A 14,199-nucleotide genomic window follows, 5' to 3' on the forward strand; every position below is an offset into this window, starting at 1 on the left:
GCCGAGGCACGACTTTGATGGGAATGGTAATGGGTGATCGGCACGACTATGTGGCCCTGGAATGGGTCAAGGGCGAAATTGCCGAAACGCTGAAGCAGGCTCACCAGGCGCTCGATCATCTGGTCGACGAGCCGCAGGCGGTAGACGCCCTCGACCAATGCCTGGAGTGCATCCACCTGGTGCACGGCAGCCTGCAGATGGTCGAATTCTATGGCGCGGCGCTGCTTGCCGAAGAAATGGAAGCCCTGGCCCTGGCCCTGCGCGAGTCCCGCGTGGCCCGGCGGGACGAGGCGATCTACCTGCTGCGCCAAGCCATCAGCCAGTTGCCGCAGTACCTGGACCGGGTGCAAAGCGCGCGCCGCGACCTGCCGCTGGTGGTGTTGCCGCTGCTCAACGACCTGCGCAGCGCCCGCGGCGAAAGCCTGCTCACCGAAACCAGCCTGTTCAGCCCGCAGCTGCCGGACCTGCCGGCGCTCGACGAAGCCACGCTGAACCGCCTGGCGCCCCCCGACCTGACCATCTTGCTGCGCAAGTTGCGGCACATGCTGCAAACCGCGCTGGTCGACCTGCTGCGCGAACAGGATGTGAAGAACAGCCTGGGCTACATGGCCAAGGTCTTCGAGCGCCTCCAGGTGTTGTGCCAGAACGCGCCGCTGGGGCCCTTGTGGCAGATCGCCCTGGCCCTGGTGGAAGGCATGGGCAGCGGGGCGATCGCCAACAGCCCGGCGGTGCGCAGCCTGCTCAAGGATGCCGACCGCGAACTCAAGCGCCTCTATGAACAAGGCATCGCCGGGGTCAACCAGCCGGCCCCCGACGAACTACTCAAAAGCCTGCTGTTTTATATCGCCAAGGCCCGCTACCCCACCGCGCAGATGCAGACCATGAAAGACACCTACGGACTCGATGACGCTTTGCCCGACAGTGCGCTGGTCGATCAGGAGCGGGCCCGCCTGGCCGGCCCCGACCGCGACGCCATGCGCTCGGTGCTGGCGGCCCTGTGCGAGGAGCTGGTGCGGGTCAAGGAGCGCCTGGACCTGTTCGTGCGCAGCGACCGCCAGCACGCGTCCGAGCTGGACAGCCTGCTGGCGCCCCTGCGGCAGATCGCCGATACCCTGGCGGTGCTGGGGTTCGGCCAGCCGCGCAAGGTCATCATCGACCAGCTGGCGGTGGTGCTGAGCCTGGCCCAGGGCCAGCGCGAACCGAACGACGCGGTGCTGATGGATGTGGCCGGGGCCCTGCTGTATGTCGAGGCGACCCTGGCCGGCATGGTCGGCCCGGCCGAACCCGAGAGCCGCGAGGAAAGCCGCCTGCCGACCACCGACCTGACCCAGATCCACCAGTTGGTGATCAAGGAGGCGCGGATCTGCCTGCAGCAGGCCAAGGAGTTGATCGTCGATTGCATCGACGCCGGCTGGGATCGCGAACACTTGCAGGCGCTGCCGGAACTACTGACCCAGGTGCGCGGCGCCCTGGCGATGATTCCCCTGGGCCGGGCGGCGGGCCTGCTGCAAGCCTGCATCGGTTTCGTGCGCGAGCGCCTGCTGCTGGACCCGCGCCAGCCCGGCTGGCAGCAGCTCGACAGCCTGGCCGACGTGATGACCAGCATCGAGTATTACCTGGAGCGCCTGAACGACGACCACCAGGCGCCGGGGGAAAAGATCCTCGACGTGGCCGAGCAGGGCCTGGCCGCACTGGGCTATGTGCCACAACAGCGGACGCCGGACGAGCAGCTGCCGGACGAACAAGTGCCGCTGCTCAGCGATGTGCTCAGCCCCAACGAGGCCCTGGTGATGCAGGACCTGCAGGAACTGGACAGCCCGCAAGTGGCGCAGTCCCTGGCCGATGTGCTGGCCAGCCCGGTCTCGGTGCTCAACCCGCCGGCGCTGGACACGCCGGGCAGCCTGTTGCCGCCGCCGGGCGACGAAGCGCCGGTGGACGAGGAACTGCGCGAAGTCTTCCTCGAAGAGACCGACGAAGTGCTCGACGTGCTGCGCGAATACCTCCCGCGCTGGGCCGCCGACCCCCACGGCACGGCGGCGCTGGGTGAGCTGCGCCGGGCCTTCCACACCCTCAAGGGCAGCGGGCGGATGGTGCGCGCGCTGGTGTTGGGCGAGCTGGCCTGGGCCGTGGAAAACCTGCTCAACCGCGTCCTGGAACACAGCGTGGAGCCGGGGCCGCAGGTGCGGCAACTGCTCGACGAGGTGCTGCAATTGCTGCCGGAACTGGTCGCCGAGTTCGCCGCCCAGGCCCAGCGCCAGCGCAACGATGTCGATCGCCTGGCTGCCCGGGCGCACGCCCTGGCTAAGGGCGATGCCGCGCCGCTGGCGGAAAACGGGCCGGACGACGGGCTCGATCCGCAGTTGCTGGAGATCTTTCGCAACGAGGCCGAAACCCATCTGGAATGCCTCAACCGCTTTCTCGACCAGGCCGCCGAGCATCTGCCCCTTCAGGCCAGCGACGAATTGCAGCGCGCCTTGCACACCCTCAAGGGCAGCGCCTACGTGGCCGGCGTGCTGCCGATCGCCGAGCTGGCGGCGCCGCTGGACCTGCTGGCCCGCGAATACCGCGCGCACCTGATGGCCCTGGACCTGGACGAAGTCGAGCTGCTGCTGGAGGCCGAAGGCCTGTTTCGCCGTGGCCTGCAACAGCTGGGCAAGGACCCGCTGGCGCCCATCGACGGCGCGGCCGGCTTGATCGAACGCGTCCAGGCGCTGACCGCCGAGCGCCTGGAAACCCTGCTCAACACGCCCAATACCGGTTTGCGGGTCAAACGCGATGCGCGTTTGATCAGCAGCTTCCTGGCCCAGGGCATGGACATCCTGCTGGATGCCGAAAACCTGCTGCGCCGCTGGCGCCAGCACCCCGGCGAACGCCAGGAACTCAGCGCGCTGCTGGACGAGTTGACCACCCTCGGCGAAGGCGCCCACCTGGCGGACCTGCAACCGATGGACGAGCTCTGCGAAGCGCTGCTGGACCTGTACGGCGCCGTGGAAGAAAGCAGCCTGGCGGTCGGCGAGCGCTTCTTCCATGAAGCGGAAAACGCTCACGAAGCCCTGATCAACATGCTCGACGAACTGGCCGCCGGGCAGGAAATCAGCCCGCAACCGGCCATGCTCCGGGCTTTGCGCGAACTGCTCGAGGAAAGCCTCGACCCCGCGGCCATGGGCCTGATCCGCAGCGATGGCAGCCGCACCCTGAGCATCACCGACCTGGCCAGCGCCACCGCCGAAATGGCGCGGGCGACGCAGGCCGAGGTGGAGGAGCCGGACGACGAGATCGTGGCGATCTTCCTCGAAGAGGCGGTGGATATTCTCGACAGCGCCGGCCAGGCCTTGCAGCGCTGGCTGGCCGACCCGGACAACGGCGCGCCGCTGTCTTCCCTGCAGCGTGACCTGCACACCCTCAAGGGCGGCGCGCGCATGGCCGAAGTCGGGCCGGTGGGCGACCTGGCCCAGGAGCTGGAAAACCTCTACGAAGGCCTGGTCGATCGCCGTTATCAACATGGCGAGGCCTTGGTCGACCTGCTGCAGCGCAGCCATGCGCAACTGGCGCTGCTGTTGCAGCAATTGCAAGCGCAACAGGCATTGAGCGACCCCAGGGCGCTGATCGAGGCGATTCGCGGTTTTCGCCAGCGCAGCGGGGTCCCCAGCGAGGTGCCCGAGGCCGCGGTGGTCGACGATTCGGCGGCCCACGATCCGGAATTGCTGGAGATCTTCCTCGAAGAAGGCTTCGACATCCTCGACAGTTCGGGGGCGGCGCTGACGCGCTGGCAGGCTGAGCCGGCGAATCGCCTGGAAGTGGAAAACCTGCTGCGCGACCTGCACACCCTCAAGGGTGGCGCGCGCATGGTGGAGATCGCGCCGATCGGCGACCTGGCCCACGAGCTGGAATTTCTCTACGAAGGCCTGTCCGCGGGCCTGCTGCAACCGACCCCGGCGCTGTTCGGCCTGTTGCAGAAAAGCCAGGACCGCCTGGCGCAGATGCTCGACGCCGCCCGCGCCGAACAACCGATCAAGCCGGCCGACAGCCTGATCGAGGCGATTCGCGGCTTTACCCACCCGGCCCAGGTCGAAGCGCCGCCGCTGCTGCTGCCGGACCTGACGCCGCCAGCCAAGCCCGAGCCACCGGCGGTGCCGGCGGAAGCCGCGGTGGCGGGGGACATGGTCAAGGTCTCGGCCGAGCTGCTGGATGACCTGGTCAACCTGGCCGGGGAGACTTCGATCTTCCGTGGGCGCATCGAGCAGCAGGTCAACGATGCGCGGGTGGCCCTGGGCGAAATGGAAACCACCATCGAGCGCATCCGCGATCAATTGCGTCGCCTGGACACCGAAACCCAGGGGCGGATTCTCAGCCGCCAGCAGGTCGAGGCCGAGCGCCTGGGCTACGAGGAATTCGATCCGCTGGAAATGGACCGTCATTCGCAGTTGCAGCAACTGTCGCGGGCCCTGTTCGAGTCAGCGTCCGACCTGCTCGACCTCAAGGAGACCCTGGACCGGCGCAACCAGGACGCGGAAAACCTGTTGCAGCAGCAAGGCCGGGTCAATACCGAACTGCAGGAAGGCCTGATGCGCACGCGCATGGTGCCGTTCGAGCGCCTGGTGCCGCGCCTCAAGCGCATCGTCCGGCAGGTGGCCGAAGAGCTGGGCAAGGACGTCTCGTTCAGCGTCGGCAATGCCGAGGGCGAGATGGACCGTAACGTGCTGGAACGCATGGTCGCGCCCCTGGAACACATGCTGCGCAACGCCGTCGACCATGGCCTGGAGTCCGCCGAGGTGCGGCGCGCCTCGGGCAAGCCGGAGCAGGGGCGGATTACCCTGGACCTGTCCCACGAAGGCGGCGATATCGTCTTCGACATGCGCGACGATGGCGCCGGGGTGCCGCTGGAGGCGGTGCGGCGCAAGGCGATCAAGCGTGGCCTGCTCGACCCGAATGTCGAGATCAGCGACCGCGACGTGCTGCAATTCATCATGCAGCCGGGGTTTTCCACGGCGGAGAAGATCACCCAGATTTCCGGGCGCGGGGTCGGCATGGACGTGGTGCATGAAGAGGTGCGCCAGCTCGGCGGTTCGATGACCATCGACTCGATCCCGGGGCAGGGCGTGCATTTCCGCATCCGCCTGCCGTTCACCCTGTCGGTGAACCGGGCGCTGATGGTGCAGTGCCTGGACGAGCAGTACGCCATTCCCTTGAACACCATCGAGGGCATCGTCCGCGTGCTGCCCAACGAACTGGAAAGCTACTACCAGCTCGACCCGCCCCATTATCAATACGCCGGCCAGCGTTATGAGCTGTGTTACCTCGGCGAGCTGCTGCACACCGTGGCCCGGCCGAAACTGCTGGGGCAGAGCCTGCCGCTGCCGGTGCTGCTGGTGCATTACAACGAACACCGGATTGCCGTGCAGGTGGACGCCATGGCCGGCAGCCGGGAAATCGTGGTCAAGAGCCTGGGGCCGCAGTTCGCGGCGGTGCAGGGTTTGTCTGGCGCGACCATTCTCGGCGATGGCCGGGTGGTGCTGATTCTCGACCTGCTGGCGCCTATCCGCGCCTTGCAGACGCGCTTGCCAGCGCCGCGCACGACGAGCGACGAAGTCAGCACTGAGGTCGAGCCGCTGCGGCCGAAGCTGGTGCTGGTGGTCGACGACTCGGTGACCGTGCGCAAGGTCACCAGCCGCCTGCTGGAACGCCACGGCATGAACGTGCTGACTGCCAAAGACGGGGTCGACGCCATGGCGCTGCTGCAGGAGCACACCCCGGACCTGATGCTGCTGGACATCGAAATGCCGCGCATGGACGGCTTCGAGGTGGCCATGCAGGTACGTGCCGACCCGCGCCTGCGCCAGCTGCCGATCATCATGATTACCTCGCGCACCGGGCAGAAACACCGCGACCGGGCCATGGCCATCGGCGTCAACGACTACCTTGGCAAGCCTTACCAGGAGTCGGTGCTGCTGGAGAGCATCGCCCAGTGGAGCAAACCCCATGCATGACTACCGCGCCAGCTTCCTCACCGGGCTGCTGCTGCCGCTGGCCGACCGCACGCTGATCCTGCCCAACGTCGCGGTGGCCGAACTGATCGACTACCAGCGCGGCGAACCGGCCAGCGACGCGCCGCCCTGGTACCTGCGCCCCGTGGCCTGGCGCGATCGCCAGCTGCCGCTGATCAGCTTCGAGGCCGCCTGCGGCCAGCCCCTGGTCATCGGCGAGCGCGCGCGCATCGTCGTGCTCAACACCCTGGGCGGCCGCGACCGCTTGAAGTTCATCGCCCTGGTGATCCAGGGCATTCCGCGCTCCTGCCGGCTCGACAGCCAGCTGAGCTACGTCGATGTGCCGCTGTGCCCGCTGGAGAAAGCCGCGGTGCAGGTGGGGGAGCAGGTGGCGAAAATCCCCGATCTTTTGCGATTGGAGGCGATGCTCGTGGAAGCGGGGCTGCATCTGTAGCCGCTGCCGTGTAGTTGTACCGGCTTTCGGTGTCGACACCAATCTTGTAGGAGCGAGGCTTGCCCGCGATGGCGCCCGCTCCGGCGCTGCATTTTTTGGACGGGGTGCATATCTACTCCTGCGGTAACGGCTGCTGGCGGTTTCGCCCTTACGGCGACTCACTTTTTTCAGACGCCGGAATGCCGGCCCAGCAAAAAGTAAGCAAAAACGCTCGCCCCTGGCGTACGGCCTTCGCTCCGGCGTCCCGATGGGGCGGGTAGATCAAAATCAAAAGCCGGGCGCGACCTACCGGTCGACGCTAAACCCTGTAGCCACTGCCGAGCCTGCGAGGCTGCGATCGACCCCGCAGGGGGCGCAGGGATTTTGAAACCGCTGGAGGACCTGCGGTCCTATCGCAGCCTGCGGCAGCGGCTACAGGTTTGGGGAGGCATCAGGGGAGAGTGGGGCAGATCTGGTTTTGTTGAAGGCAATGGCAACACATTGCGGGTTGTCGCTGGTTTTTTGCATAGCCATAGTGGGTTTGCCACCGACGCATCGGTGGCCGATCTTAGCCGGTCGAAACTGTTCACGGACGCACAAGCGCCCTCCTATAATGCTGGCGCTTTTTGCTGCCTGCATTTGCTATGGCGGCTGTGCGTGGGACACCTGCGGGTGTGCCGGACTTCCGTGAATGGTCCGGTCGGCTAACCCGCGTACAGCTGCCACCCTCTTTGTTTAGCCGCATAGGGTGGTAACTCTTCAGCATTCACGGAGAAATACCCATGACGGACTTCACCCCGCTACACAGCAATCTCACCTCCACCCCCGTGCTTTACCTCAACCCCAACGCCCCGGCATCCGACCTGCACGGTTGTGCCGTCCAGCGCCTCAAGGCCACCCGCGACCTGATGCACAGCCTCAACTGCCTGAGCCTCAAAGGCGTCCACGACCAGGACCTGCACCACATCGTCAATGCGGCCCATCTGTTGTTGCAGGACGGCTGCGATGCGCTGGATGCCTTGCAGTGGCGCATCGAGCGCTAAAAGCAAAACCGGTTTCGGGCGTAAGCATCACGGCTTACGCCCGGAGGCGGCTTGGCTATATCGAGAAACACCTCGTTTTTGCGCCAGATGGTGTTGAGCACATCCTTGGGTGTTTGCCCTGTCGGTATGGCAGGGGGCGCCAGATAGTCCTCTCGCGAGAGCAGCCCTTTGCGGCTGCCGGGCGTGGCTGAAGTCATGCCTGATCCTTAGCGGTCATGCGACTTGTGCCTCTTTCTCCAGCTCGGCTTGTCGCAGGCGGGTGGCCTGTTCCAGTTCGGCAGAACGTTGCGCCCATTGTTCGGAAGGCAGGGGTTTTGACCATTCGACGATGGCGGGATCGGTCAATTCTGGCGGTGGCGCGAGTTTCCAGTTCTGCAGTTTTTCGGCCAAGTAAGTACCTAGGAACACAATGAAAAACAGCCCATGCAACACGTCGAGAATGTCACCCTTGAACAGGCTGGTCACAATGGAGCCGATCTGCGTTTCGGCGTAAGGCCTACGGCCTAACCGGCTATCTGGAACAGCATCTGCCCCAATTTCCATATAGCTGCGCATGCATTCCCACAGACTCATCGCCGTTTCACCACCGCCGCAGCTGAAGCTCAAGCTGAAGTCGCGCTCTGTCTCTGGTGCATTCGGATCGGGATTGTTAAAGCCCACCACCAACAAACCCTGAGTGGTTTTGCCGTGCTGGCCTACTGAGTGCATGGCTATGGCTTGGGCAGTGACTTGTTCCCAGGGCACGATCCAATAGCGGCCATCTTTGAACGGCACGCACACTTCACGGCGTTGACGGTTGAAGCGAACAGGAGGAGGAACGGGTTTGGTCAAGCTATGGAGAATAATAAGAATGGGAATGCCCAGCATGAAAGCGAATATGATCGTCAGCCCCAGGTTTCGCCCTCCAAAACCTCCTGTGTTCCATAAGATCAGTATTGCCACCAATAGCGATGGCCAGATGACCATCACTGCCGAGCCAATGCTGTATGAACCTATATCGAGAAACACCTCGTTTTTGCGCCAGATGGTGTTGAGCACATCCTTGGGCGTTTGCCCTGTCGGTATGGCTGGCGGCGCCAGATAGTCCTCTCGCGAGAGCAGCCCTTTGCGGCTGCCGGGCGTGGCTGAAGTCATGCCTGAGCCTTAGCGGTCATGCGACTTGTGCCTCTTTCTCCAGCTCTGCTTCTCGCAGGCGAATGGCCTGTTCCAGTTCGGCAGAACGTTGCGCCCATTGCTCGGGGGGTAGGGGCTTGGACCATTCGACGATAGCGGGATCGGTCAGGTCCGGGGGGGGAGCAAGTTTCCATACCTGAAGCATCATGGCCAGAGGTGTACCCAAGAGGAAAATGGACACGAATAGCCACAGTGCCTGACCAAACTCCTTGGCCATCAGGTGATCGCGGATGGCCGTAAAAAAACCGTACCAGATACCCCAGAAAGTGCCTTTCTTTCCAAGCTTTCCACGAATGCCTTCCAGGTCGTTTCCGAACGGTATCGCGTCCGGTCCGGCCTCCATATAGCTGCGCATACACTCCCAGAGACTCATGGCAGTCTCACCGCCACCGCAGCTGAAACTCAGGCTGAAGTCACGGTCCTTCTCAGGTGCGTCGGGATCGGGATTCCGAAAACCCACCACTAACAAGCCTTGGGTGGTTTTACCATGCTGTCCCACGGACGACATGGCGATGGCTTGGGCAGTGACTTGCTCCCAGGGCACGATCCAGTAACGGCCATCTTTGAATGGCACACACACTTCACGGCGTTGGCGATTGAAGCGAACAGGCAGTGGTACTGGCCTGGTCAGGCTGTGCAAGAGAATCAGGATCGGGATACCGACCAAGAACAAGGACAGACCGACTGTGCCCAAAAGTTTTTCAGAGTCTCGATCGATATAGATCATGCAGAGGCAAAGCAGTACCACTGGCCAGAGCACCATGACGAAGGAACCAATGCTGTAAGAACCAATATCGAGAAACACCTCGTTTTTGCGCCAGATGGTATTGAGCACATCCTTGGGCGTTTGCCCTGTCGGGATGGCTGGGGGCGCCAAATAGTCCTCTTGTGAGAGCAGTCCCTTGCGGCTGCCGGGCGTGGCTGAAGTCATGCCTGATCCTTGGGTTTCAAATAGCTGGCGTTCTGTTGTGGGCCCAGGCGGTGAACACTGGCCCGATCCAGTTCGGGGGTTGGTTCGCCAGGGCGTAGGGTGATGATTTCGCCCTCCGGGCTCAGCAGCCCGCCATTGGGCGACAGGGTATAGGCCAAACCCCTGGCGCCGCCGATGGTAGCACCGACACCGGCCAGCAGCGCCACCGGGCTGAGGTAACACAGGCGTAATGACAGGCGGGTGAGGGGCCGAGGGAAGTCGCCACTCAGGCGCAGCCCCTGGCCGGCATCGTCAGGGATCCAACTGCACTGGCTGGCATTCAGCCAGGTGGCACCGAGGTCGGTCGGAGTACCCCGGGTACCGGTGCCGAAGCCGGCCGAGACAGGGGTCAGGTTGCCACTCATGGCCAGGTCGATTTGTGCGGCGCCGGGAGCAGCGCCGGGCAAGTCGATGGTCAGTTGGCTGATGCCGTCCTGGGTAATAGTGTCACCCAGCGAACCCCTGATGCGCATTTCCTTGGTGTCCATCGCCAGACGTGGCTGGTAGAGCAGCACCAAAAGTTCGTTGATTTCGTCCAGTTGTGCTTGCGGTGCGATTGTTTGGTTAGAGCTTGCTCTGCGATGGGACCAACAGCAGTTGCTCAGGTAATTCTGCAGCGGGCTGGCCTGGCGAAACCAGGCGAACAGGTACAGGCCGCCGAGCCCCAGCAGCAGTAGGTTAAGCGGCCCCATGCCCAGGCGGAATCGGCGAATGGCTACGGGTGTGCTGATGGTGTTGGCCAGCCGCATGCCGGTCAGGCTCAGGCCAAGCAGGCCTTGAGCGAAGTACACTGCGACTTGCCCGGTAACAGTCAGTTGCTTAAGTTTCAGCCATGGGTCGACATTGGATTGAGCACTTTCGATTTGAATACTCAACGAGTTCCATTCGTTGAAGGCGGCAAATCCAGATAGCCCCCCCACAATCCCCCCAAAAAGCGTCAACGTTGGTGCCGTTGCAGAAAGTCCCAAAGGCAGTCGCCCCGTTATTTCCTTGAGCCCCTTCCCCAAAATCATCCAATTCTGAATCACCGCCCCCAACGCCGCCCCGGCATAAAAGTACGCCGACAGGCTATCCGCCTGCCGCTGCGCATCTGCCCCTTCCAGCGCGGCTGCCTGCCCGGCGTAGGTGCCGGCATTGAGCACGTTGACCACCAGCGCCGCCAGCGGCAGCAGGCCGCCCGAGGCCTTGACCGACGGGGCGTTGACGATGCCGTTGACGCGCCCGAGGCTGATGGCCTGGGCGGTGTTGCGGGCCCATTGGCTGAGGGCTTCGGCTTTCTGGCCGGCCAGGCGCCAGACTTCCAGGCCGTTCTCCATACTGCGCAGCAGGCGGGTGTCTTCGCCCAGGCGCATGACCAGGAACAGTCCCATGGCCAGGGCGGTGCCGTTGCGTGTCTGGATCAGGGACGCGCCAAGGCGAGTCATGGTCGCGGCCCACGCCCCTTCGAGGTTACCGGCCAGCCGTTCGATGTTGCGCAGGGTGTCGGCGTCCAGGGTCTTGGCCGCAGCGGCGCGGGCGTCCGCGAGGTTTTCCATGCCCAGGGCCGTCACCAGTTCATTGAGGCGCGAGGCGTTGTTGACCGCCGCTTCCAGGCTCGGGCTCCAGGCCTGGAACACTAGGCGCAGCAGGCCCGGGTTGTCGCTGCGCACGTAGTCGGCGAACTGTGTGGCCCCCTCGCTGCGGCTGCACTGGGCACTGAGGCAGGCGACGGTCAGGCTTTCCAGCCATTTGAGGTGGTCTTCGCTGCCCTGGTCGACGAACCAGGTGCCGCTCTCGTTGCGTGGCAGGTAGGTTTTACGGTCCGCGTACAGCAGGCGATGGCGTGTCTCCACCTGCTTGAAGTGCTGCGGTGCTTCCTGGTCCAGCCAGTGGTCCATGCTGGCCAGGTCGATGTACTGCCCGACCTTGGCGGCGCCGCGTCCACCCTCCAGGTTGCTGACTTTTTCCTGGCGATACTCACGCACCACCTGTTGCGCCTCGTGGTGCAGCTCAGTCGGGATAAAGCTGCGCACCTTGCTCAGTACTGCCTCTTCACGGGCGCGAACCTGGGCCAGCATCGAGTCCGCCTGGGCATGCCCGTACTGTCGGCCGCGTTGCTGATTGATGCGGGTTTCTTCGGCCAGCAGGGTATTGAGCTGCTTCTGGCTGTCGAGCAGGGTGCCGCCCTGTTCCGGTGTCAACTGCAGGTTGTGCTCGCGATAGCGGTAGTTGAGCAGGTTGGCCACTTCTGCGCCGTCTTCGGTGACCATGCTGCGGATAAAGCTGCCGATGGTCTGGCGCAGACTGTTGTCGGCGACCCACTCTTCGTGCTCCGCCTCGACCTTGTTCTGTTCGTGGTCGATGTCGCGCAATACGCCCAGATCATCGTCAAGTGCGGCGAGCACGGCATAGAGCGGTGCCGACTGGTTCTTGGCGGCATCCAGCCAGGCCTGGGTAGGGGCCAGCTCCCAAGGGCAGGCGCTCCAGGTTCCGGGCTCGACCAGGGGCTCGCCTGGCGGTTGTGCGGCGGCCGCCTGTTCACGTTCGTGCAGCCACTGTGAGCTGGCGGCGTAGGCCTTGACGTTGTCCTGGGTGGGGGCGTCGTGCACCACCTTGCCCTGTTCTTTCAGACCTTCACGGTAGGTCGCGCCGTTTTGCTGATAGTCATGTGCCAGGGTCTTTTCACGCACCTTGGGCATGAGTTCGGCCACCAGCGCCTGGGCTTTGTCGAGCGGTGGGCAGTGTTTGGCCGACAGGCGCTTGGCGATCTCGGTGAGGCCTATCTGGCGCATGCGCTTGCGCCGCTGCGCTTTGTTCTTCAAGCGTTCACAGGCGTCGTTGCTCAAGGGCACTTCGCTGTAGAGCATCCAGGCATCGGTGTCCTTGTCCAAGGCAATGCCGGCCTTTTCGCCGGCCGTGATGGCGGCATGAGGTTGTGCCAGGGGCTGTTCGAGCAACAAGCCATCGGCCGCCACGGCATAACGTTTGAGCGGTCCTTCGGCATGCCACAGGTAAACGTAACCCGCACGCAGGCGGCGCAACGCCATGGGGTGGCTTTGGGTCTGGCTGGAAGGCTTGAAGTCACTGTGTTCTGCGGCCTGCTCGGCCATGGCATAGCGACAGGGAACAACGAAGACTTGCGGTTGGCGGGCCGGGCAGGTGGTCACCGGACTCGACAGGTCTTCGTTGCCGAACTGACACTGTGCGGCCTGATCGGCGGCAGCCAGGTTGCGGTTTTTGTCAGGCTGGCGGGTGGTCATGAAAAGGACTCCTGGTCCGTCAGTAGCCAATGGCGATGCAGCTCTATCAGCAAGGCATCCAGGCGTTGCGGGGCGTTGAGCGTTGGCTGTTGGAGAATCTCGCGATAGGCCTGGTGTTCGGGCGCCTGTGGAAACGCCGTGCCGTGTTCTGCAACCAGGGCCGCCCAGCGCGAAACCTCGTTGGGCGCCGAATAGCCGTGGCGGGCGGCGCCTTCGCGGCACATTACCGCCCATTCTTGCTGTTCGACTGTCGAGCGTTGGGCCAGGCAGTCGGGGAAATAGGTGCGCACGTGTTCCAGCAGTTGTTGATCGAAAGCTTCCAGCTGGCCCTGGTTAAGCTGCTGCAGCTGCTGCTCATCCAGATACAACCACGGGCGCTCGGCGTATTGCTGGGCGCTTTGCGGGTCTTGCTCGCGAACGATCCACTGCTCGCCGAGGCCGTCCCTGGCCGGCAGGCGCATTCGGCTGACCGGGCCCATCATGCGGTCTTTTTCGGCTGAACCCAGGGTGGGCAGCCAGTGACGCATGACACGTGGGTCGTAGTAGCGAAACAGCAAAGAGGCATTACCGGGCACCCGTACGTGGATCAGGCTGCGCAGATGCTCAGCCAGTTGTTGCAAGGGCGCATCGCTTTCAATCGTCAATCCGGCGTCGTGTTGCCAGTGCTCGGTGAAGGCTTGCTCCAGAGAGCTGTTGGCGCGCAAGGCGACCAGAGCAGGCCCGACGTCGGACAAGGCTTGATAGGGCGTTGCGTGGTAGAGCCATTCGAGCGTCGGGCTGTCATCCAGGCTGTACAGGCGGTTCGGCAGGTTTTCGATCTTTGCCCCATCCAGAAGCAAATAACGCGAGGCGTTGCGGCTCATTTGGTGGCCCCCAGTTTTTGGCATATCTCACAGACCGGTTGAGCCGTTGTGGCTGCCCGTTGCAGGGCCTGGCGCAGGGCCGGCACCAGCAACTGCCCAGCCTTGTCCGTATCCGCCTGCTGCAACAGCCCAGGCAGCAACGGCGCTGCTCCGCTGCCGCTACCGGGCGCGCCGCCGGAGTTGACCTTGACCTGCGGGCCACTCAGGGTCACGCCACTTGCATCGATCTTGACGAAGCTGCCGCCGCCTTTGAGGGTCAGTTCACTGCCGGCTTCGAGGACGATTTTCAGCCCGCTGTCGAAATGGATCTCCTGCCCAGCCTCGATGAACTGCCCGGTGCCGATCTTGATGTGCTGGTTCACACCGACGGTGAGGTGATCGCTGGCGCGCGCTTCGACCTTGCGGTCGGCGTGCACGGTGTGGTGTTCCTCGGCCTTGAATTCGCTGTAGCTGTTGGCCTCGACCGTGTCGTGGCGTTCGTTGCCGACGCGGAT

8 protein-coding genes and 1 pseudogene are annotated in these 14,199 nt (G+C 63.9%); 3 read left to right on the top strand and 6 right to left on the bottom strand.

The genetic code is table 11. The features are described 5' to 3' along the window. Positions 1-29 precede the first annotated feature (29 nt). The 3 genes from BLV20_RS06265 to BLV20_RS06275 all read left to right on the top strand — a co-directional run bounded on the left by BLV20_RS06265 (position 30) and on the right by BLV20_RS06275 (position 7,460). Positions 30-5,987: an Hpt domain-containing protein gene (locus tag BLV20_RS06265; RefSeq protein ID WP_092298431.1), complete on the top strand. Its 5,958-nt coding sequence runs from the start codon at positions 30-32 to the stop codon at positions 5,985-5,987. Continuing rightward, positions 5,980-6,438, top strand: coding sequence for a chemotaxis protein CheW (locus BLV20_RS06270; protein ID WP_092298434.1), 459 nt, complete (start codon positions 5,980-5,982; stop codon positions 6,436-6,438). The genes BLV20_RS06265 and BLV20_RS06270 overlap by 8 nt, the downstream gene beginning before the upstream one ends. 761 nt (positions 6,439-7,199) lie before the next feature. Then, the gene (locus BLV20_RS06275) at positions 7,200-7,460 is read left to right on the top strand and encodes a hypothetical protein (protein WP_092298437.1); all 261 of its coding nucleotides are present in this window, start codon (positions 7,200-7,202) and stop codon (positions 7,458-7,460) included. Here BLV20_RS06275 and BLV20_RS31570 read toward each other — a convergent pair. The 6 genes and pseudogenes from BLV20_RS31570 to BLV20_RS06300 all read right to left on the bottom strand — a co-directional run. Further along, positions 7,457-7,657: a hypothetical protein gene (locus tag BLV20_RS31570; protein WP_139192686.1), complete on the bottom strand. Its 201-nt coding sequence runs from the start codon at positions 7,655-7,657 to the stop codon at positions 7,457-7,459. The genes BLV20_RS06275 and BLV20_RS31570 overlap by 4 nt on opposite strands. Positions 7,658-7,673: 16 nt before the next feature. Next, entirely contained in the window at positions 7,674-8,594 is a 921-nt protein-coding gene (locus tag BLV20_RS06280) for a DUF6708 domain-containing protein (RefSeq protein WP_092298440.1), read from the bottom strand. A 16-nt stretch (positions 8,595-8,610) separates the two neighbouring features. Then, on the bottom strand, positions 8,611-9,564 hold the full coding sequence (locus tag BLV20_RS06285; RefSeq protein ID WP_092298443.1) for a DUF6708 domain-containing protein: 954 nt from the start codon (positions 9,562-9,564) through the stop codon (positions 8,611-8,613). Beyond that, positions 9,561-12,842: a toxin VasX gene (locus BLV20_RS06290; RefSeq protein WP_092298446.1), complete on the bottom strand. Its 3,282-nt coding sequence runs from the start codon at positions 12,840-12,842 to the stop codon at positions 9,561-9,563. Before BLV20_RS06290 ends, BLV20_RS06285 begins: the two co-directional genes overlap by 4 nt. After that, positions 12,839-13,705 carry a DUF4123 domain-containing protein gene (locus BLV20_RS06295; RefSeq protein WP_175540143.1) on the bottom strand — a complete coding sequence of 289 codons (867 nt, stop codon included), beginning with the start codon at positions 13,703-13,705 and terminating at the stop codon, positions 12,839-12,841. The genes BLV20_RS06290 and BLV20_RS06295 overlap by 4 nt, the downstream gene beginning before the upstream one ends. Then, positions 13,702-14,199 (bottom strand): annotated as a pseudogene (locus tag BLV20_RS06300) (type VI secretion system tip protein VgrG); the annotation flags it as partial. The gene BLV20_RS06295 and the pseudogene BLV20_RS06300, both read right to left, overlap by 4 nt.

It is taken from the genome of Pseudomonas sp. NFIX28 (assembly GCF_900107395.1).
Classification (GTDB): Bacteria; Pseudomonadota; Gammaproteobacteria; order Pseudomonadales; family Pseudomonadaceae; genus Aquipseudomonas.

Excerpts from the sequence above, each read along its gene's own strand:
- BLV20_RS06265 (WP_092298431.1), top strand. The coding sequence starts at position 30 with ATGGGTGATCGGCACGACTATGTGGCCCTGGAATGGGTCAAGGGCGAA.
- BLV20_RS06270 (WP_092298434.1), top strand. The coding sequence starts at position 5,980 with ATGCATGACTACCGCGCCAGCTTCCTCACCGGGCTGCTGCTGCCGCTG.
- BLV20_RS06275 (WP_092298437.1), top strand. The coding sequence starts at position 7,200 with ATGACGGACTTCACCCCGCTACACAGCAATCTCACCTCCACCCCCGTG.
- BLV20_RS31570 (WP_139192686.1), bottom strand. The coding sequence starts at position 7,657 with ATGACTTCAGCCACGCCCGGCAGCCGCAAAGGGCTGCTCTCGCGAGAG.
- BLV20_RS06280 (WP_092298440.1), bottom strand. The coding sequence starts at position 8,594 with ATGACTTCAGCCACGCCCGGCAGCCGCAAAGGGCTGCTCTCGCGAGAG.
- BLV20_RS06285 (WP_092298443.1), bottom strand. The coding sequence starts at position 9,564 with ATGACTTCAGCCACGCCCGGCAGCCGCAAGGGACTGCTCTCACAAGAG.
- BLV20_RS06290 (WP_092298446.1), bottom strand. The coding sequence starts at position 12,842 with ATGACCACCCGCCAGCCTGACAAAAACCGCAACCTGGCTGCCGCCGAT.
- BLV20_RS06295 (WP_175540143.1), bottom strand. The coding sequence starts at position 13,705 with ATGAGCCGCAACGCCTCGCGTTATTTGCTTCTGGATGGGGCAAAGATC.